This is a genomic window from Nocardia sp. NPDC005998 (assembly GCF_040614395.1).
GTDB lineage: Bacteria > Actinomycetota > Actinomycetes > Mycobacteriales > Mycobacteriaceae > Nocardia.
In genome coordinates, this window is the sequence record NZ_JBEXUI010000001.1 from 137,189 (window position 1) to 157,343 (window position 20,155).

The 20,155-nt window shown below is 66.3% G+C and carries 18 protein-coding genes; 13 read left to right on the plus strand and 5 right to left on the minus strand.

Annotated elements, in window-relative coordinates; genetic code table 11:
* Positions 1–32: 32 nt before the first annotated feature.
* Positions 33–959: a cyclase family protein gene (locus ABZ293_RS00670; RefSeq protein WP_355176604.1), complete on the plus strand. Its 927-nt coding sequence runs from the start codon at positions 33–35 to the stop codon at positions 957–959.
* A 96-nt stretch (positions 960–1,055) separates the two neighbouring features.
* On the plus strand, positions 1,056–1,904 hold the full coding sequence (locus ABZ293_RS00675; protein WP_355176606.1) for a GNAT family N-acetyltransferase: 849 nt from the start codon (positions 1,056–1,058) through the stop codon (positions 1,902–1,904).
* Here ABZ293_RS00675 and ABZ293_RS00680 read toward each other — a convergent pair.
* Entirely contained in the window at positions 1,901–3,151 is a 1,251-nt protein-coding gene (locus ABZ293_RS00680; protein WP_355176608.1) for a KasA/KasB family beta-ketoacyl-ACP synthase, read from the minus strand. The genes ABZ293_RS00675 and ABZ293_RS00680 overlap by 4 nt on opposite strands.
* A 478-nt stretch (positions 3,152–3,629) precedes the next feature.
* Between ABZ293_RS00680 and ABZ293_RS00685 the strand changes: the two genes are divergently transcribed.
* Positions 3,630–4,310, plus strand: coding sequence for a hypothetical protein (locus ABZ293_RS00685; protein WP_355176610.1), 681 nt, complete (start codon positions 3,630–3,632; stop codon positions 4,308–4,310).
* 35 nt (positions 4,311–4,345) lie between these two features.
* Here the strand turns inward: ABZ293_RS00685 and ABZ293_RS00690 are convergent, their stop codons facing one another.
* Both ABZ293_RS00690 and ABZ293_RS00695 read right to left on the minus strand, forming a co-directional pair.
* Positions 4,346–5,062, minus strand: coding sequence for a uracil-DNA glycosylase (locus ABZ293_RS00690; RefSeq protein ID WP_355176612.1), 717 nt, complete (start codon positions 5,060–5,062; stop codon positions 4,346–4,348).
* Positions 5,063–5,092: 30 nt separating this feature from the next.
* On the minus strand, positions 5,093–6,382 hold the full coding sequence (locus ABZ293_RS00695; protein ID WP_355176614.1) for an amidohydrolase: 1,290 nt from the start codon (positions 6,380–6,382) through the stop codon (positions 5,093–5,095).
* Positions 6,383–6,622: 240 nt separating this feature from the next.
* On the opposite strand from ABZ293_RS00695, the gene ABZ293_RS00700 reads away from it, so the two are divergent.
* The 7 genes from ABZ293_RS00700 to ABZ293_RS00730 all read left to right on the plus strand — a co-directional run bounded on the left by ABZ293_RS00700 (position 6,623) and on the right by ABZ293_RS00730 (position 15,163).
* Entirely contained in the window at positions 6,623–7,066 is a 444-nt protein-coding gene (locus ABZ293_RS00700) for a GyrI-like domain-containing protein (RefSeq protein WP_355176616.1), read from the plus strand.
* Between the two features lie 64 nt (positions 7,067–7,130).
* Entirely contained in the window at positions 7,131–7,565 is a 435-nt protein-coding gene (locus ABZ293_RS00705) for an effector binding domain-containing protein (protein WP_354959785.1), read from the plus strand.
* Between the two features lie 256 nt (positions 7,566–7,821).
* Positions 7,822–8,586, plus strand: coding sequence for a hypothetical protein (locus ABZ293_RS00710; protein WP_355176618.1), 765 nt, complete (start codon positions 7,822–7,824; stop codon positions 8,584–8,586).
* Positions 8,583–10,736: an Rv1355c family protein gene (locus ABZ293_RS00715; protein ID WP_355176620.1), complete on the plus strand. Its 2,154-nt coding sequence runs from the start codon at positions 8,583–8,585 to the stop codon at positions 10,734–10,736. Before ABZ293_RS00710 ends, ABZ293_RS00715 begins: the two co-directional genes overlap by 4 nt.
* 67 nt (positions 10,737–10,803) lie before the next feature.
* The gene (locus ABZ293_RS00720; protein WP_354959799.1) at positions 10,804–12,621 is read left to right on the plus strand and encodes an EAL domain-containing protein; all 1,818 of its coding nucleotides are present in this window, start codon (positions 10,804–10,806) and stop codon (positions 12,619–12,621) included.
* Between the two features lie 421 nt (positions 12,622–13,042).
* Positions 13,043–14,170: a glycosyltransferase gene (locus ABZ293_RS00725; RefSeq protein ID WP_355176622.1), complete on the plus strand. Its 1,128-nt coding sequence runs from the start codon at positions 13,043–13,045 to the stop codon at positions 14,168–14,170.
* Positions 14,171–14,284: 114 nt separating this feature from the next.
* Positions 14,285–15,163: an SDR family oxidoreductase gene (locus ABZ293_RS00730; RefSeq protein WP_355176624.1), complete on the plus strand. Its 879-nt coding sequence runs from the start codon at positions 14,285–14,287 to the stop codon at positions 15,161–15,163.
* Here the strand turns inward: ABZ293_RS00730 and soxR are convergent.
* The gene (gene soxR, locus ABZ293_RS00735; protein ID WP_355176626.1) at positions 15,132–15,617 is read right to left on the minus strand and encodes a redox-sensitive transcriptional activator SoxR; all 486 of its coding nucleotides are present in this window, start codon (positions 15,615–15,617) and stop codon (positions 15,132–15,134) included. The genes ABZ293_RS00730 and soxR overlap by 32 nt on opposite strands.
* Positions 15,618–15,726: 109 nt before the next feature.
* Between soxR and arcA the strand changes: the two genes are divergently transcribed.
* Both arcA and ABZ293_RS00745 read left to right on the plus strand, forming a co-directional pair.
* Positions 15,727–17,034, plus strand: a complete 1,308-nt coding sequence (gene arcA / locus ABZ293_RS00740) for an arginine deiminase (RefSeq protein WP_355176627.1) — start codon at positions 15,727–15,729, stop codon at positions 17,032–17,034.
* Positions 17,035–17,041: 7 nt separating this feature from the next.
* Positions 17,042–17,401: a GntR family transcriptional regulator gene (locus tag ABZ293_RS00745; protein ID WP_355177110.1), complete on the plus strand. Its 360-nt coding sequence runs from the start codon at positions 17,042–17,044 to the stop codon at positions 17,399–17,401.
* Positions 17,402–17,444: 43 nt separating this feature from the next.
* On the opposite strand, the gene ABZ293_RS00750 is transcribed toward ABZ293_RS00745, so the two are convergent.
* Entirely contained in the window at positions 17,445–19,046 is a 1,602-nt protein-coding gene (locus ABZ293_RS00750) for a phospholipid carrier-dependent glycosyltransferase (RefSeq protein ID WP_355176629.1), read from the minus strand.
* Positions 19,047–19,279: 233 nt separating this feature from the next.
* Here ABZ293_RS00750 and rsmI point away from each other — a divergent pair, with 233 nt between their 5' ends.
* Positions 19,280–20,131: a 16S rRNA (cytidine(1402)-2'-O)-methyltransferase gene (gene rsmI / locus ABZ293_RS00755; protein WP_355176630.1), complete on the plus strand. Its 852-nt coding sequence runs from the start codon at positions 19,280–19,282 to the stop codon at positions 20,129–20,131.
* Positions 20,132–20,155: the final 24 nt, after the last annotated feature.

Below are 20,155 nucleotides of genomic sequence, written 5' to 3' on the forward strand. Positions count from 1 at the left end.
CGGGATCAGGCCGCGAACGGTAGATTGCCGCCATGGCACTGCCCCGGGAATTGCTCGATATCGCTGAGCGGGTGAACAACTGGGGGCGGTGGGGCGATGACGACGAGATCGGCACACTCAATCTCATTACCGATGAGGTCGTCCGGAATGCCGCGGCCACGGTGCGCACCGGGCGCCGGGTCTCGTTGGCGGTGCCATTGCAGCAGCACGGAATTCAGACCGGACTGATACCGGGACGGGTCAATCCACTGCATTCGATGATCGCGCTGAACTGGGAGATGTTCGGACCGGGACTGGTCGCCACCAGCGACGATGTGGTGACAATGGGACTGCAGGCCGCCACCCACTGGGATGCGCTGACCCATGTATCGCATTCCGGCCGGATCTACAACGGGCGTCCGGCCGACACCATCACCGCGCACGGCGGCGCCGCCTTCAGCGGTATCGATAAGGCCCGCCATATCGTCTCGCGCGGTGTCCTGCTCGATATCGCGGCCGCCCATGGCGTCGATCGTCTCCCTGGCGACCACGCCGTCGGGCCCGAGGACCTGCTGGCCGCCGAGGAATTGGCGCGCACCCGGGTCCGTGCCGGGGATGTGGTGCTGGTGCGGACCGGCCAGATGCGGTTGTATCTGGCGGGCGACAAACAGGGGTATGCCGTTCCCGCACCGGGACTTTCGGTACGCAGTCCGGAATGGTTCCACGCCCGCGATGTCGCGGCCGTCGCGAACGACACCCTGACCTTCGAGATCTTCCCGCCGGAGCTCGCGGACGGGTGGCTCGCGGTGCACGCACTGCACCTGGTCGAGATGGGCATGCTGCAGGGGCAGAACTGGAATCTCGAGGAGCTGTCGCGGATCTGCGCGGCCGAGGGTCGCTACGAATTCCTGCTCAGCGCAATGCCCGAGCCGTTCGTGGGTGCCACCGGAACGCCGGTCGCACCGGTCGCGATCTTCTGACCAACGGTGCGGACCCGCACCACCGGGACACGCCGAACCAACTCGGCGACTGAAAACCAGGTGAATCGAGGGCTATCGGCGAGGTAGGAATTGCTCATGCCGTCTGACTTCGCCCCGGGTTTGTTCGCAGGACAGGATCTCGCAGCGCGCGTCGAGCATGCCGAACGCACCCTGGTCGAGGAAGGTGCACGCGCGGCCGCGCGGCGGAATCCGCAAGAGCGAGTGTTGCTGCACCCCATCGGCAGTGGCGTCGCGGTATGGGCGGGTGCGGGATCGCCGCTCGACAAGGTCGTCGGCGTCGGAATGGGCGGTGCGTTCGACGACGCCGAGCTCGATGCCGTCGAACAGGCCTTCGCCGAGCGCGACGCGCCGGTGCAGTTCGAGGTGTCGACCCTCGCCGACCCCGCCGTCGTCGAATGCCTGACCCGCCGCGGCTATGTGCTGTTCGGCTTCGAGAATGTCCTCGGTTTGCGACTCGACCCAGACCGGAAGGCGCAGCTGGCCGATGGTGTGGAGATCTGCGATGTCGGCCACGAGGAATTCGATACCTGGGTGAATGTCGTTGTGGACGGCTTCGCCACGCCGGATACCCAGGGTGTCGCCTCGCACGAGGAGTTCCCGCGCGAGGCGATCGAGCGCGCCGAGCGGGACCTCACCGCGACAACCGGTTTCGTCGGTTCACTGGCCTGGATCGGCGGTGTGCCCGTCGGAGGCGCGAGCCTGCGCCTCAGCGACGGCATTGCCCAACTGTGCGGTGCGGCGACCCTGCCCGAATTCCGCCGACGCGGTATACAGGGCTCACTGCTGTCGATGCGCCTCGCGGCCGCGGCGGTCGCGGGCTGTGACCTCGCGGTGGTGACCACACTGCCCGGTTCGAAGTCACAGCAGAACGTGCAGAAGCTGGGCTTCCAACTGCTCTATCCGCGCGCCATCCTGATCCGCTAGTACCGGCCGAAGGCGAGCGCGACATTGTGCCCGCCGAATCCGAACGAATTGTTGATCGCGTACTCGATCTCCTGGTGGCGCGCCTCGCCGTGCACCACATCGAGATCGATCTCGGGATCGAGGTTGTCCAGGTTCAGCGTCGGCGGCACGATGCCGTCGCGGATGCTGAGCACGGTCAGGATCGATTCGAGTGCGCCCACCGCGCCGATGGAATGTCCCAGTGCGGATTTCGGCGCGTAGACCGAGGCGTGATTGCCGACGGCCTTGTTGATGGCGCGCGCCTCGGCGACATCGCCGATCGGTGTCGCGGTGGCGTGCGCGTTGATATGGGTGATGTCCTTCGGCGTCAGGCCCGCGGTCTGCATCGCCCGTGTCATCGCGCGGGCGGCGCCATCGCCATCCGGTGCCGGAGCCACCAAATGGTAGCCATCGGAGGTGATTCCGGCGCCGAGCAGCCGCGCGTGGATGGTCGCGCCGCGCGCCTTGGCGTGCTCTTCGGTTTCCAGGACCATCAGCGCACCGGCCTCGCCGAAGACGAAGCCGTCGCGATCCTTGTCGAACGGGCGGGAGGCGCCCTTCGGGTCATCGTTGCGGGTGCTCATGGCGCGCATCATGGTGAATGCCGCGATCGGCAGGACGTCGATGAAGCCCTCGACGCCGCCGGTGACGACCATATCGGCATCACCCATCACGATCATGCGCCACGCGTTGGCGATCGCCTCCGAACCGGACGAGCACGCCGAGACCGGGGTGATCACTCCGGCCCTGGCCTGCAGTTCCAGACCGACGACGGCCGACGGGCCATTGGGCATGATCATCTGCACGGCCAGCGGCGAAATCTTGCGATAGCCGCCGTTCTTCAACTTGCTGTTCGCATCGGTGATCGCATCCGCGCCACCGATGCCGGTGCCGATCGCCACCGCGAGTCGGTAGGGATCCACCTCCGGACTGCCCGCATTGCGCCATACCTCACGTCCGAGGACGGTCGCGAGCTGTTCGACATAGGCCATGCGGCGCTGCTCGACGCGGGTCAGCAGGGTCTCCGGCCGCACCTTCAGGTGACCGCCGATGCGCACCGGAAGCTCGTACTCCTCGATGAACGGATCGTCCAGCTCCTCGATTCCGCTCTCACCGTTGAGGAGTCCCTTCCACGTGGCATCGACATCGCCAGCGATCGAGGTGGTCGCCGCGAGGCTGGTCACGACAACGTTCGGAAAACGTCCATCGGCGGCAAAGAGGTTACGCACGAGCGTCACTCCTGATTTCTCTTCCGGTAACTCTGTTTCGGTGTCCTGACGAGTGCCTTATGCGAAGCGAACAGGCGTACAACCGGTCCGCCGCAACCCGACATCATTGTCGGACGGTATCGTCGCAGGCGGTTCCCGGTGCTGAGCAGGGTGTCGAAACACATTGCTGAGCAGGTGTTTTCGCCGGACATCGTTTCGGGAAGAGCTTACCGGCGCGGTTTGATCACGGTATGCCCGTATTTACGAACCTTCGGCCCGGCTCTTGTGGGAACCCTCCAAAGTTGCCGAAACGGGACGCATCCGCGGCCGGATCGGGCGTAGTCTGCCGGTCCGCTGACGAGCGCGCGCTGGCCGATTCGGTCGCCATTACCCGGGGGGATGTGCAATCTTGTTATTGCACAACGGCATTGAAAGGGCTGGGGCCCGGCAAGTTTTGAAGGTCGCCCGAGCGGCACCGGCAAAGGGGTGTGGCGAGATCATGGTGTCGTCGAACGCAGCTGAGTCCAACGGCAATACCGCCGCGTTCCGAACCGGCATGCGCCGAAGCCGGAACCGTTCGGCCGATCCGCTATGGCCGGGCATGATCCCGCCCGGACCGGCGCCACGGGTCCTACCCGGGCCGCGCCCACCACGCCGGAAACGCCGCCCGCGGCATCGACCCTGGCTGGTTGGCAGCGCGGCATTCTTCGGGACGCTGGCGGCGGTGGCGCTGGTGCTGGTGTACACGGCCGAGGCGAGCAATACCCGGCAGTCGACCGCGACGATCACCGATCCGGTCCTCGGCGGTGGCCCGAACTGTGAACCGACCCGCACGGAACAACTGGTGCGCGGTAATGGCACCGGTTCGACCAAATCGGGTCCGGATGTGATTCTCGCCTTCCAATACGCCTACTACGTGACCCGATCCGGCTCCGACGCCCGATCCCTGACCAGCCCGGACGCCGGGGTGTCCGCGATCCAGTTGATCGATGCCGGAATCAAATCCGTTCCGCTCGGCACCCAGCACTGCGTCCTGATCACGCCGATGGTCGACGGTCGATTCGATGTCGTGATCACCGAGGTCCGGCCCGATTCGACGGTGCGCACCTACCGGCAGTTCGTGAGTGTCGCACCCCGCGAGGGCATCACCGTCATCACCAAGATCACGCCGCCGTCCTGATCCAGGTGCGGTTCGCCCCGGTTCTCCGCGCAGGATCAGCCGCCGGGCAGGCCAGCGGCGGTCGCCGCGGCGGTCAGCACCGATTCGAGCATCTCGGGCGTGAGTCGGCCGGTGAAAGTGTTCTGCTGGCTGACGTGATAGCAGCCGAACAGGTGCAGCGGTGCGCGACCGGCGGCGCTCGGCGCGAACACGATATGGGCGCCGTGCCCGAATTTGGGACGCGGGCGCGGCACGGTCCAGCCCGATGATGCGAGTGCGGGAAGCAGTGCCTGCCAGCCGAACGCACCGAGTACCACCACCGCCCGCAATGTCGGTGCGAGCAGACCCAGTTCGGTTTCCAGCCAGTGCCTGCAGCGGTCGCGTTCGTCGGGGGTCGGCTTATTGGCCGGCGGCGCGCAGTGCACCGGTGCGGTGACGCGCGCACCGATGAGCCGCAGCCCGTCATCGCGGTGCACCGCCGTCGGCTGATTGGTCAGCCCGACGTTGTACATGGCGGCGTAGAGGAAATCCCCACTGCGGTCGCCGGTGAACATCCGGCCGGTTCGGTTGCCGCCGTGTGCGGCCGGGGCCAGGCCGACCACGAGCAACCGAGCGTCATCCGGGCCATAGCCGGGAACCGCCCTGCCCCAGTAGGTCTCGTCGCGGTAGGCCGCGCGCTTCTCCCTGGCCGCCCGTTCCCGCCAGGCGACCAGCCGCGGACAGGCGAAGCAGTCCGCGACCGCGGCGTCTAGTTCGGCGATGGTCTCGCACACGATGGTTATTCGATCACACAGTGCGGCCGGTCATTTGGCTGACAGCATGCCGCTGAGATGGTCATATGCGACGTGCGCATGGAGTCGAACCCCGGTGACCAGTGGCCCGTCATCGGCATAGAAGTGCGGATTGTGATTCATCGCCATACCCCGGCCACCGGGAACGGCGACCGGCATGCCGGTTTTCGGGTCCAGTTCGGAATCCTGCACGCCGAGCGTCACATAGAGACCACCGAATTTGTTGACGAACTCGGCGACGTCGTCATAGCCCAGCGTCGGAAGGGTCGGGGTGACCTTACCGGCCCCGGCGACGCGCCGGAGTGTCGGCAGCCCCGCCTCGATCCACTCCTCGGTGTTGTGCACGGCGGGCACATCCTGGAGGTATTCGACTGCCGCCGAACAGTTGTAGGCCTGCGCCGAATGCGCGGCGAGGGTGTCGAGGCGCTTCTGGATATCGCCCATATCGGTCTCGACGGCGCAGCGGATGGTGCCCCACAGCGTGACGGTCTGCCCGATGATATTGAACCGGCCCACATCCTGCACGTGGCCGATGGTGACGGTGCACGGGTCGAATGCGCTGATCTGCCGGTAGAGCTGGCCGATGCCGGTGATGACGGCGCCAGCGGCGGGCATCGGGTCGACGCCCATCCACGGTGTCGACCCGTGCACCTGGTGCCCGGTGATGGTGATCTTCACCAGGCAGGAGGCGCCGAACTGGTTGCCGATCCGGTATCCGATGTAGCCCTTGGGATATGGCGTGACGTGGAAGCCGAATGCCATGGTCGGCGCCGGATCGTCCAATGCGCCTTCGGCGAGCATCTGCTTGGCGCCGCCCTGCTCGTCCACTGGCGGCCCCTCCTCGGCGGGTTGGAAGACGAACAGCACCGTCCCGGGGAGCCGATCGCGCACGCCGGTCAGTACCGAGGCCGCGCCCATCAGCATCGCGGTATGGCAGTCGTGGCCGCAGGCGTGCGAGACCGGGTACGGTCCGCCGGGATAGTCGTTGTCCACCACCTTCGATGCGAAATCGACACCGCATAGATCGGGTACCGGCAGTGCGTCGATATCGGCGCGCAGCGCGATCGTCCGGTCGCCGGCCGCGCCGCCGCGCAACACGCCGACAATGCCGTGTCCGGCGATGCCGGTGCGCACCTCGTCCAGGCCGAGCGAGCGCAGGTGGTCGGCGATGAGTGCGGCGGTATTCGACTCCCGGTTGGACAGCTCGGGATGCTGGTGCAGGTGGTGCCGCCACTGGATGACCTGATCCGCCAGTTCCGCCGCGCGCCTGTCCAATTCGTCGTAGATCGCGTCCGCATTCATCTGAACTCCGTTCGTTGTGTCGGGCAGCCACACGAGCAGCGATGGACGAAACGGTCATGTCCACTATGCATCGATAGCCGATCGTTTGCGTACAGGTCGTGCGACCAGTTCCGCGGCCGTGCGCGGTGGGTAAGGACCCGGACATGTGAGCCTGGCCACCGTGGGCGAGTTGATAGCATGGCCTTTCTGGCCGACCGGATGCGGGCAACGCCCCCGGATTCACCTCGAAAGAGTCTTTTCATGCAGTTTGAAATCGTCGAGCGAGACGAGACGTGGGTTGCCGGACTACCGGTGCGCAGCCCGAAACGTGCGCTCGGGGAACTGCGTGACCACGATCTAGAGGCCGCGTGGGCGGCGGTACTGCATCAGGAACTCGGCGGCCCGCTGGCCAGCGCCTATACCGACTACAGCGGTGAACTCGGCACCTATAACACTCAGATCGTCGGCTATGAGTGCGCGTCCTTCGGCAATGTCACCCGCGGTCACCTGGTGGCCCGGCTGCCGCGCGGCACCTATGCCCGCTTCTCCTCGGTCGGTAACTTTCCGCAGGTGATGACCGACCTGTGGACGCAGATCGCCTATGCCGAAGAGCACAACCAGATCAAACGCACCTACAGCGGTGACTTCGAGTGTTATCCGCACGCGTACAAGATCGATCTCTACCTGGCGGTCGATGCGCGGTGAGTGAGCGCAGCGAACCGACCATGGCACAGGGCATCTCGCGGCGGAGCGGCAGCGAGGCGCGGTCATGACCTATGCGATCGTGGTGCGCCGCGAGGCCATCTACGGCGGCCTGGTGGTGCCACGGGTACGTCCGAGCTTCAAGGTCAGCAATAGCGATCTGATCGAATTCCTCAAGGATCGGCTGCGCGACCGCGCGGGCGCCGACCAGCCGATGTATACGGTGTATGTACCGGATCCGGCCGGGAACTACAACGCTGTTGTTTGTTTCGAGTACTCGGATCCGAGTGCGGTTCCGGTCGGTGACGTACTGGTCAAGGTACCCAAGGGTGTCTACGCCCGGTTCGAGCCGAACGGGGATTATCACGATCCGGTCGAGGACGTTTGGGCCCAGGTCGACGATGCGACCGCCTCCGCCGAGATCACTCGGGCCTACCGTGAAGAGATCGAGATCTGGCGTGGGCCGGAGTCGGTCGAACTGTTCATCTCCATCCTGGTTTAAGTTTGCCGAACGTTAGCTCTGTCAGTACCGACTGGTCTCTCTATTCCTTTCGATGGCTTGTTCGAGCCGTCTGACCTGCGGCGATTTCGGTCCGCCCAAATAGTTTTCGGGAGATTAACCAGACATCTGGTCAATTCTTGTCGGATGACGGATACTGCCCTAGGCAAACTCACCTGATCGGCGAGTCGTCTGGTGAGTCTGCCGGACCGGCTCGATGACTGCGCGGATGCGCGGTAGCAAATGGAGTAGGAACACCATGACTGTCGAAACAATCGCAGTCGGCCCCGGGGGCACACGCGATGCCGAGGTGTTGCGGTTTCGCGACATGCATTCCGGTTATGCCTTTCATGTCGCTACTCCGCAGGCTCATCCTGATCTGTGGCGCCGTTATCTGCATGGCGCGCTGCAGGTTTACCGGCACTACGGCGTTGATCACGCTTTGGAATACGACAGGGTCGTCGACGGCAGCTCGACATCGTTGTTCTTCGCCGCTGTCGACTCGACCGGCGCGGTCGTCGCGGGATTGCGGGCGCAGGGTCCCTACGGCGTCGCCGATGAGGTGCGCGCCCTGGGCGCCTGGGCTGGTCGCCCCGGTGCCGCCGAGTTGCGGGCGATGGTTGCTGACCGGATACCAGGGGGTGTTGTCGAGGTGAAAGCGGTCTGGGTTGCACGGGCGGCCGAGCAGCGTGCCGCGCTCGCCGCCGCGGTGTCGCGCTGTGTCGTGCACGCCGCGTGGCTGCTCGATGCCCGGTTCGGTTTCATCACCACTGCCACGCGGAATGTCGGCCTGTACCGCTCGAGTGGTGGATATGTCGCCGATCGGATACCGTCTGTGCCCTATCCCGACGACCGTTATCGGACCATCCCGATGTGGTGGGATACTCGGACTTATCGGTCATTAGCCACAAAGTTGCAGAGTTCGTTGATCGCGCTGGAGCGTGCGGCGCTGGATGCTTGGCTGTCGCCGCACGGTCGGGCTCCCTCGGGTGGATCAGGGATCGGAGGACTGGCGCAGGCATGAACGGTGACCTCACCGCGGAGCACCGCCCGTTGATTCTCGACGAGATGGCCGTAGCCGACGCGCAGATCCTCGTGCAATTGCGGAAATCGCCGCAGGTCCGCATTCTCGACCTGCGTGATGTGCTGCGCGCCGAACTCGCCAAGGTGCGCCGGCCGCCGGTGGATCTCGGCGGCCCAGAAACCGACCGATGGGTTTACTATCCGTGGCGGCGCACACTGGTCGGGCTGCCCGGCGAAAAGACGTACCGGGCAATCCGTTTGGACCGCAATCAGAACAAGCTCACCCGCGCCGAACAGCTGCGCTGTGCCGGTCAGACGATCGGTGTGGTCGGGCAGAGCGTCGGCCACGCGGTCGCCTACGCGCTGGCCCTGGAGGGCACCTGCGCCGGGCTGCGCCTGGCCGATTTCGACGATATCGAACTGTCGAATCTGAATCGGGTGCCTGCCGGAATCTTCGATATCGGGGTGAACAAGGCGGTCGTGACCGCGCGCCGGATCGCCGAACTCGATCCGTATCTGCCGGTCGAGGTCTACCCCGCGGGTGTGGACGAGGACACCGTCGACGAGTTCATGCGGGGGCTATCGATCGTGGTCGAGGAATGCGATTCGCTCGATATCAAGTTCGCGGTCCGCGAAGGCGCACGGCGCCACCGCATTCCGCTGCTGATGGATACCAGCGATCGCGGGCTGCTCGATGTCGAGCGCTATGACCTCGAACCGGACCGTCCGCCGTTCCACGGTCTGCTCGGCGCGACCGTCGGGGCCGATCTGCGCGGGCTGTCCACCAAGGACAAGGCGCCGCATGTCATGCGGATCCTGGATCCGAAGGAACTCTCGGCCCGGATGGCGGCGAGTCTGGTCGAGATCGACGAAACCGTGACGACCTGGCCGCAGCTCGGCGGCGATGTGCAATTGGGTGCGGCCATCGTGGCGTCGGCGGTGCGCCGGATCGGGCTCGGACAGAAGCTGTCCTCGGGGCGGACCCGATTCGATCTGGAGCGCGGCCTCGACGAACTGGCCGAGCCGGAGCCCGGCTGCGAGAAGGTGGCCGACGAATATCCGGCTCTGGAAGGCGTTGCGCCGCAATCGAACGGAACCGCCTTCGACATGGTGCTGGAATGCGCGCAGCGTGCCCCTTCGGGCGGTAATACCCAGCCGTGGTCGCTGCGAGCCGAGGGGAGCGACCTGCGCATCGAACTCGCCCGAACCCGCTCGTCGGCACTGGATATCGGCTATCGCGGCAGCGCGGTATCGATCGGTGCCGCGCTCTACAACGCCCGTACCGCCGCGGCCGCGCACGGCATACTCGGCGATTTCGAGTTCATCGAGGACGACGCCACCGCGCTGACCGCGGTGCTACACCTCGGCGACGGCACCGATCCGACGCTGGCCAGCGACTATCCGGACGCGCTCACCCGCGAGACGAACCGCCGCCTCGGCACGGCCGCACCGCTGGCCGAGCACATCCTGCCCGCGCTGCGCGCAGCGGCCGCCGACGCGGACGGAATGGTCCGTGCCGTCACCGCACCCGACCAACTCGCGGCCGTGGCCGCGCTACTGTCCGAATCCGATCGCATCCGCTATCTGACTCCGCGCCTGCACCAGGAGCTGTTCGGCGAACTGCGTTGGCCCGGTGCGGATCCGCGCACCGGGATCGATATTCGGAGTATGGAATTGGCCGCCGATGAGCAGGCCAAAATCCGGATCGGCGTGCGCTCGGATGTCATGGATCGGCTGCGCGAATGGTCCGCCGGGAACGCGCTCGGCGAGTACACCCGGGACCGAGTGCGGTCGAGTTCGGCGCTGCTGGCAGTGACGTTCCCGCGTCGATCCGGGTCCGCATCGGTCTCATTGGCCGACTACGCGCGCGGTGGCGCGGCCGTACAGCGGGTCTGGATCGAGGCGCAACGGCTCGGTCTCGCGGTGCAGCCGGTCTCGCCGTTATTCCTTTATTCGCGGCACCCCGACGAGCTGAGAGGGATTTCCCCGGATTTCGCGGATACACTAACGTCACTTCAGGGCCGTTTCCTGGACCTGCTGGGAGTGCCTGGGCATGAGATCATGGCATTGGTGCTTCGCCTGAGCTATGCGGCAGCAGCCACGGTCCGCAGCAGGCGGCTTCCAGTGCCGGGCGCGGGCAACCGCAGCTAGCGCGATCGGAGAATAGGTGCCTCGGCGAACGCTCGACTCACTGGTGACCCAGGTCGCCTCGGAGTTGATGGGCGTCGACGCCACGACGATGGTGGCGGCGAGTGAACGTGTGCTGGCCAGATTGGTCGATCACTTCGACGTCGATTTCAGCTACCTACGCCATACCGATAGAGAGCAGCGGGCGACCGTACTCATCGCGGAGTGGCCGCATCGCGGTGATGTACCGGATCCGGACCCGCTGAAGATCGTGCATTTCGAGCACGCGGATTCGGTGTTCCGCGAATTGGAATACGCCACCGAACCGATCATTGTGCGTCCATCGCAGCAATCCGCCGACTATCAGGAGACCATCCGGCGCTCCTCGGGCATTCCACAGGTCGCCATGGCCGCCGTACCGCTGCTGTCACGCGGTGAGTCGACCGGCGTGCTCGGATTCATCAAACAGGGCGATCGCGACTGGAGCACCAGAGAACTGAACGTGCTCAAGGCGATCGCCGCACTGTTCGCCCAGTTGCAGGCGCGTGTGGTGGCCGAGGAGCGATTACGTTATATCGCCTTGCACGACGATCTGACCGGGTTGGCGAACCGGCGGGCACTGCTCGAGCATATGGAGGAGCGGCTGCGACAGGGCAGTCCCGGCCCGGTGGCCGCATTCTTCCTCGATCTCGATCGGCTCAAAGCGCTCAACGATTTTCTGGGACATACCGCGGGGGACAATTTCATTCGCACACTCTCGTCGCGGCTGCGCGAGAATCTCGATCCCAATGACATGATCGCCCGGCTCGGCGGCGACGAATTCGTCATCGTGCCCGCCAAACCGATGGACGCGGTGGCGGCCGAGTTGGAGGCGACGCGAATCCAGCAGCTCATCGGACGGCGGGTCACCGTTGGCGGGGAATCGGTCAGCCGCGGCGCCAGCGTCGGTGTCGCGGTGGGTATTCCGGGTGAGACCACGGTCGCCGATGTACTGCGCCGGGCCGATCATGCGTTGCTGTCGGCGAAATCGGGCGGTGGCAACGGTGTCGCGGTCTTCACCGACGCCATGCGCGCGCAATTCGAACTACAGGACGATGTGGAGCTGAATCTGCGCGGCGCGGTCTCGGATGGATCGCTGCTGCTGCACTATCAGCCCGAGGTCGATCTGCGCACCGGCCGGGTCGTCGCGCTGGAGGCGCTGGTGCGCTGGTTGCATCCGACCAGGGGCTTACTCCCGCCCGGTGCGTTCGTCACGGTCGCGGAGGCCACCAATCTCGCTGGTGAACTGGGGCGCTGGGTGATCCGCTCGGCGTGCGCCCAGTTCGCCGAATGGCGCAGGCGCGGCCTGGCGGCGAATGTGGTCATGCGGATCAATGTTTCGCCCGTTCAGCTGGTCAGCCTGGACTTCGTGGAGCGGATCGAGGACATGCTGCGGCTGTTCGGCATCGATGGCAGTTCGGTCTGCCTGGAGATCACCGAACATGTGGTCGTGCAGGATCTGGCGCGCACCCAGGTCACGTTGCGCGGGCTCAAGCGGATGGGCGTGCAGATCGCCATCGACGACTTCGGCACCGGCTACAGCTCGCTCTCGCACCTCAAGGCACTTCCGGTGGACGCGGTGAAAATCGACCGCGGGTTCGTACAGCGCCTCGGCGCGAGCACCGACGATTTGGCGATCGTGAAATCGATTATCGGGCTGGCCGGGTCGTTCGGGCTCGGCGTGGTCGGGGAGGGCGTCGAGACGCCGGTGGCCGCGCGCACCCTGGTCGGCTTGGGTTGCTATCGGGCCCAAGGGTTCCTGATCGCGCGGCCGATGCCCGCCGATGAGGTGGAAGCCCATCTGGCCGTCGGCCGGATCCCATTGGATCTCGATCTGCCCCGGGCGGGCCGGGGTACAACCCGGGCGTGACCGGTACAGGTCCGGACGGCTGGTCGGATTGCGGTGCGGGACGGGCTGGCACCTGTGCCCCCGCTCGACCGCTGGCTGCGCGGGATTCCGGAGATGCATCCCGATGCCGCCGCAGACTTCCGGCGTGCATGCGTCGAACTGGCAAACGACGGTCGGCACAGCTCCAGCGAACTACTGCTCCTGGTCCGCTTCGCGGGAGATGGGTTCGCGTTCGGCCCGAACAGGCGCGAGCCGTGGACGGGGACTCAGTTCATGGACTCATCCAGGTGTGGTGCGATCTGGATGAATAGGGAGTGGGCGGGCATACCCGGCTGTCCGAATGCGCCAGGGCGTGCCCGTTAGCAGGGTCTTTCACGGGTGTTCACGCGCCGTTGGGCGCATGGGTTCCGGGGGGAACCCGATTCGCTGCACGATCGGCGATGTGCGCATCGTGCAACTGGCGAACTTCTACGGTCCGCGGTCGGGTGGGCTGCGCACCGCATTGCATCATCTGGGCGAGGGCTATGTGGCCGCCGGGCACGAGGTGGTGCTCATTGTGCCTGGACCGCGCCGGGCCGAGGAGATACTGCCGACCGGAGCGGTACGGATAACCCTGCCCGCCTTGGCCATTCCGTGGACCGGCGGATATCGGGCGGCGGATCCGCGGCGGGTGGCCGATGTGCTGGCCGGGCTGCGGCCGGATGTGCTCGAGGTATCGGATCGGCTGACGCTGCGTGGCTTCGGGCGCTGGGCGCGCACCCGCGACGTGGCCAGCGTCATGATCTCCCATGAACGCCTGGACCGACTACTCGGCCAGGTCATGCCCGGGCCGGTGGCGCGCCGCTGCGCCGATATCGCCAATCGCCGCACCGCCGACGACTACGACATCGTGGTCTGCACAACGGAATTCGCGCGTGCGGAGTTCCTGCGCATCGATGCGCCCAATGTCGAACTGGTGCCGCTGGGGGTGGATCTGGAGTTGTTCAGTCCGCGCCGCCGCGATTACCGACTACGTGCCGATCTCGGCGTACCCGGCCATCCGCTGCTGGTGCACTGCGGCAGGTTGTCGGTGGAGAAACGGGTGGATCGCAGTATCGAGGCCATCGGGGCGCTGCGGAAGGCTGGCGTGGAGGCCCGGCTGGTCGTCGCGGGAGAGGGACCGCGGCGGGAGGCCTTGGAGCGCCGGGCCCGCGCTCTGCCGCCGCTGCCGGGCGGACTGCCCGCCGTACATTTCACCGGATTCATCACCGACCGGGCCATGGTGGCAAAGCTGCTCGCCACCGCCGATGTATCACTGGCGCCCGGTCCGCACGAGACATTCGGCCTCGCCGCGCTGGAGGCGCTCGCCGCGGGCACCCCGGTGGTCGCGAGCCGGTCCTCGGCGCTCGCCGATATCGTGACCGCCGAATGCGGCGCGGTCGCCGCCGATCGGCCGACCGCGTTCGCCCAGGCGGTCACCGATGTGCTCGCACTGCCGACCGCCGGGCGTCGGAAGGCGGCGCGCAACCGGGCCGAGCAGTTCACCTGGCCGCGAGCCGTCGCGGGGATGCTGGCGGTGCTGGGGCGGTAGTCCGAAACCCCGGCGTGTCGCGGGCGGGTCGGTTCCGCACTCTAAACCTCGCCCGGGCTTCAGAGCAGCGCGTTCGCCGCGTAACGTGCGGAGCACCGATTCACGCTATTCGAGATGGGATCCGGTGTGCTTGGCTTTGGTCGCGGGAAGACAGTGCGGGGCGCGAAGGTGCTCGTTACCGGGGCGGCGAGCGGAATCGGCCGGGCGACCGCACTGGCATCGGCAACGGCCGGAGCCGAACTGGTGCTCACCGATATCAATGCCGAAGGGCTGGAGGATACGGTGCGCACCATCAAGGAGGCGGGCGGTGTGGTCCTGGCGTCGCGTGCCCTCGATATCACCGACTATGCCGCGGTCACCGCTTTCGCGGCCGATGTGCACGCCGAATTCGACAGCCTCGATATCGTGATGAATATCGCGGGCACCTCCACCTGGGGCACGGTCGAGAATCTCGAGCACCGGCATTGGCGAAAGATGGTGGACGTCAACCTGATGGGCCCGATCCACGTGATCGAGAACTTCGTGCCGCCGATGGTCCGCGCGAAACGCGGTGGGGCACTGGTCAATGTCTCCTCGGCGGCCGGAATCCTGGCACTGCCATGGCATGCCGCCTACAGTGCGGCCAAGTACGGCATCCGCGGCGTCTCCGAGGTTTTGCGATTCGACCTACAGCGCCACGGCATTTCAGTGCATCTGGTGGTGCCCGGCGCGGTGAATACGCCCTTGGTGCAGACCTTCGAACTCGTCGGTGTGGACAAGCAGGACAGACGGATCCAGCGACTCACCGCCGCGTTCACCGAACACGCCGTTACGCCGGAACATGTTGCGACGGTGATACTTCGCGGTATCGAGCGCAATCAGTTCCTCATCTACACCTCTTTCGATGTTCGTTTCGGCTATTGGTGGACGCGCAAATTCGCCTACCCGTACGAATTCCTCATGCGCCGCATCGGTGATCGGTTCAACAGGCTGCTGGTTTCGAAGGGCAATTGAGCGTCACATCGAGTACCCGGGCACCGGGACCCTGCTCGCCGAGGCGGTCGTGTTCATTGACCAGTCGGCAGCTGCCGAGCGAGAGGCAGCCGCAGCCGATGCAGCCGGTCAGGTTATCGCGCAGGCGAGTCAACTGGGTGATGCGGTCGTCTAGGTCGGCGCGCCAGGTGGTGGACAGGGTTTCCCAGTCGCGCCGGGTCGGCGTGCGGCCCTCGGGGAGTTTGTCCAGGGCGGCGCGGATTTCACTCAACGGAATGCCGACCCGCTGCGAGATGCGGATGAAGGCGACGCGGCGCAGCGTTTCGCGCGCGTATCTGCGTTGATTTCCACTCGTGCGACGGCTCGTGATGAGACCCTCGCGTTCATAGAAGTGCAACGCGGAGACCGCTACTCCGCTACGCTCGGACAGCTGCCCGGGGGTCAGCTCCTTCGCCCGCCAATCGGTTGTCGACATCACGCTCCTCCATTCACCTGAACAATACTTCAGGTTAGGGTGTGCTGGGGTGAGAATCGGGCACACCCAATTGCGTGCTCTTACGCCCTCGGCGAACTACGGTCGGATCATGGGAGCAGACGCGGTGCGGGCGGGGCACGAAGGCGGTGCGGACGAAGCGGGCAGTGGGCTGGGTGGTGTCGGTGAACCGGGCGGGCGGCTAGCGGTCACCTCCGAGGTCGGCACCCTGCGCACGGTGCTGTTGCATCGGCCCGGCGACGAGCTGCGGCGGCTGACTCCGCGCAATAACGATCAACTGCTCTTCGACGGCATCCCCTGGGTCGAGCGGGCCCAGCAGGAGCACGACACCTTCAGCGGCGTACTGCGCGAGCGCGGCGTCGAGGTGCTGCTGCTCGCGGATCTGCTCGCCGAAACCCTCTCGGTGAGCGGCGCCGCCCGCATCCAGGGCATCTCCGGGGCCGTCGACGCGCGCAAACTCGGCCATACCCTGGCCGACGAACTCGCGGCCTTCCTGCGCGGCGTCCGGGCCAGGGAACTGGCCAACATCCTGATGTCCGGGATGACCTTCGATGAACTGCCCTTCGGCGGCGACAACACCTCGCTGGTGCGCCGCATGCACCACGGCGCGGACTTCGTCATCGATCCGCTGCCGAATCTGCTGTTCACCAGGGATTCGTCCTTCTGGGTCGGCCCGAGGGTGGCGATCACCTCACTTGCCCTGCCCGCCCGGATGCGCGAGACCTCGCTGACGGATCTGATCTATGCGTTCCACCCGCGCTTCCTCGGGGTGCGGCGGGCCTACGAATCGCATACCGCGCCGATCGAGGGCGGTGATGTGCTGCTGCTCGCCCCGGGGGTGGTGGCGGTGGGCGTCGGTGAGCGCACCTCGCCCGCGGGCGCGGAAGCGCTGGCGCGCAGTCTGTTCGACGACGATCTAGCGCACACCGTGCTAGTCGTCCCGATCGCGCAGAACCGGGCGACCATGCATCTGGACACCGTCTGCACCATGGTCGACACCGATGCCGTCGTGATGTACCCGGTGGTCCGGGATTCGCTGTGCGCGTTCACCATTCATCGCGAGGACGACTATGGCGGCCGCAACGACCAGGCCAGGGTGAGCGTGCGCGGTCCCGATCCGTTTCTGCCGGCGGCCGCCGAGGCAATGGGCATCGGCAAGCTGCGGGTCATCGATACCGGACTGGATGTCATCACCGCCGAACGCGAGCAGTGGGACGACGGAAACAACACCCTGGCGCTCGCACCCGGCGTGGTTGTTGCCTACGAGCGCAACGATATGACCAATACCCGGCTCGAGGATGCGGGCATCGAGGTGCTGCGGATCCCCGGCTCGGAGTTGGGTTCCGGACGCGGCGGACCGCGGTGCATGTCCTGCCCATTGTCGCGAGATGATGTGTGAGCCTGCGATGTTCACCATTACCATTACCCATGATTCGTCGATTGCGCCCTATGAGCAGCTGCGGCTCGGTGTCATCGCGCAGGTGCGCTCGGGAGAGTTGACGGCGGGGACGAAGATACCGACCGTGCGTGCCCTCGCCGCGCAGCTGGGGCTCGCGCCGAATACCGTCGCCCGTGCCTATCGGGAACTCGAGGCCGACGGGGTGGTCGAAACCCGGGGCAGACAGGGCTCTTTCATCGCATCCTCGGGCGATCCGACCAAGGATCTGGCGGGCCGGGCCGCGACCGACTACGTCGCCACCATTCGACGCCTCGGCCTCGATGACGAAGCGGCACTGCGGTACGTCAAGTCGGCTCTGGAGACTTAGCCGCAGGTCCCGTGGCAGGGCCGGCGTCGGTTGAGACGCGGCCTCAGCGCCAGCTGGGCAACCAGAGATGGTCGTGCCAGTTGCCCGGGGTGATCGGGAGGGCGGTCAGGATCGGCCAGAGCCAGATGAAGTTGGCGATCACCAGACCGAGATAGATGCAGACCGCGAGGAGTCCGAGGCTGCGCCGCTCGCTCGGTACCGCGGGCAGATAGGTGCCCGCGGGACTTCGCGGTATCGGCGTCGAGCGGGCAGGGCCGAGAATATCGCCGCAGACCAGCGCGATCCCCATCACCAGGAACGGGGCCAGCGGCACGGCGTAGAAGTAGTACATCTGGCGATCGAGGGTGAAGAACCAGGGCACAAGTCCGGCGCCGTAGCCAGTGAGGATCGCGGCATAGCGCCAGTCCCGGCGGACCACACTGCGCCACAGCATCCAGGCCAGCACCGGGAATGCGATCCACCAGATCGCCGGGGTGCCGATCAGCATGACGGCCTTGACGCACTGGGTCTGACCGCAGCCGGTGACACCGTTGTCGGCGTAGTAGTAGAGCATCGGCCGCAGCCCCATCGGCCAGGTCCACGGCTTGGATTCCCAGGGGTGATGGTTACCCGCGGAGTTGGTCAGGCCCTCGTGGAAGCGCAGCGTCTCGCCGCTGTAGTACCACAGTGAGCGCAGGGCGTTCGGGAGGAACGACCACGGTCCGTCGCGACCGACCTGATTGCCGACCGCGTACCGGAACACCCCGTCCTCACTCGAGAACCAGGCCCAGTAGCTGGCCAGGTACACCCCGAGCGGGATCAGCACCAGCGCGTACAGCGCGGGCCCGATATCGCGCACCGCCGTGCCGACCCACGGGCGGCGCACACCGAAGGTGCGCCGCGCCGCTGCGTCGAAACAGACGCTCATGATGCCGAACGCGAGGATGAAGTACATGCCGGACCACTTTGTGCCGCAGGAGAGTCCGAGCAGCACTCCGGCACCGAAGCGCCACCAGCGCACCCCCAGTCGCGGACCCCATTCGCTCGCGTCGATCCGACCCTGGTAGTCCACCAGGGCGATTCGGGCCCTGACCTCGTCGCGGTCCACGATGAGACAGCCGAATGCGGCGGTGACCAGCACCGCCATGAAGATGTCGAGCATGCCGATGCGCGAGGAGACGAAGGTGAGTCCGTCGGCGATCAGCAGAATTCCCGCGATCGCGCCGATCATGGTGGAACGTGCCATCCGCCGCACGATCCGGATGACCAGCAGCACCAGCACCGTGCCCGCCAGCGCCGCGCTGAACCGCCAGCCCCAGCCGTTGTAGCCGAACATCCACTCGCCGATCGCGATCAGCTGTTTGCCGATCGGGGGATGCACCACCAGCCCGTATGCGGGATTGTCTTCGACACCGCCGCCGGTGAGGATCTGCCAGGCCTGCGGCGCGTAGTGCTTCTCGTCGAAGACCGGGGTGTACGCGTCGGTGGGATAGTCCAGCATGATGAACCGGGTCAGGCCCGCGATCGCGGTGAGGACGGCGGTGACCACCCACCCCTGCATCTTGTCGAGCGGCCCGAAATCGGGCGTTGGCCGCAGTGGTGCGGGGCTCGACCAAGAGGGCACGGCCTTGGCTACGGTCGCGCGCTGGTCGGTCACCTGGGTCACGCCCCGATCGTATGCTGTGCGCGCCACCGAGACCCGCACCGGTTTGCGCGCCGCAACTGGAATCACACCTCGAACCGCGGTCGAGGGGATCCGCGAGCACCACCCGCAGATCAGGGTGCGGCGAGTCCGCCTGCGTGTCGGCATCGGTTGTGATTACCCGACACGGGATTCATTTTCGCGTGATGACAGAATCGCGACGACCGGCAAAAGATCCGGGGAGGCGGAGGAACAAGGTGACGGCGGGTCGGTTGGTGCTCGCGGCGACGCCGATGGGGGATATCGGCGATGCGTCGCAACGGCTGCGCGAAGCGCTGGGATCCGCCGATATCGTCGCGGCCGAGGACACCCGGCGCACCCGCAGCTTGGCGAAGGCGCTCGGGGTGGAGATCACCGGACGGGTGGTGCGCTTCGACGATCATGTGGAAGCCGCGAAGATTCCGGCGCTGCTCGATGAGATCGAGAGCGGTCGCACGGTGCTGCTGGTGACCGATGCCGGTATGCCGTCGGTGAGCGATCCGGGCTATCGCATGGTGGTCGCCTGCGTGCAGCGCGCGCTCCCGGTCACCTGTCTGCCGGGCCCATCGGCGGTGACCACGGCACTGGCCCTGTCCGCGCTTCCGGTGGAGCGGTTCTGCTTCGACGGATTCGCGCCACGCAAGTCCGGCCAGCGCCGGGAGTGGTTGCGCACCTTGCGCACCGAGCCGCGGGCCTGCGTATTCTTCGAGGCTCCGCACCGGCTGGCCGAGTGCCTGGCCGATGCGGTCGAGGTGCTCGGTCCGGACCGGCGCGCCGCGGTCTGCCGGGAGCTGACCAAGACCTACGAGGAGGTCGTCCGCGGCAACCTCGGTGAACTCGCCGCTTGGGCGGTCGACGGGGCGCGCGGCGAGATCACTGTTGTCCTCGAAGGCGCACAGCCGACCTCGGCCGATCCCGCCGACCTGGTCGAGGCGGTCGAATCGCTGACCGCCGAAGGTATCCGCCTCAAGGACGCCTGTGCGCAGGTGGCGGCGGAAACCGGGGTCTCGCGGCGCGAACTCTACGACGCGGTCCTGACTTCCCGCCGCAATGGCGGCGACAGTTCGTAGCGCGACGCGCCATCATCGACACTC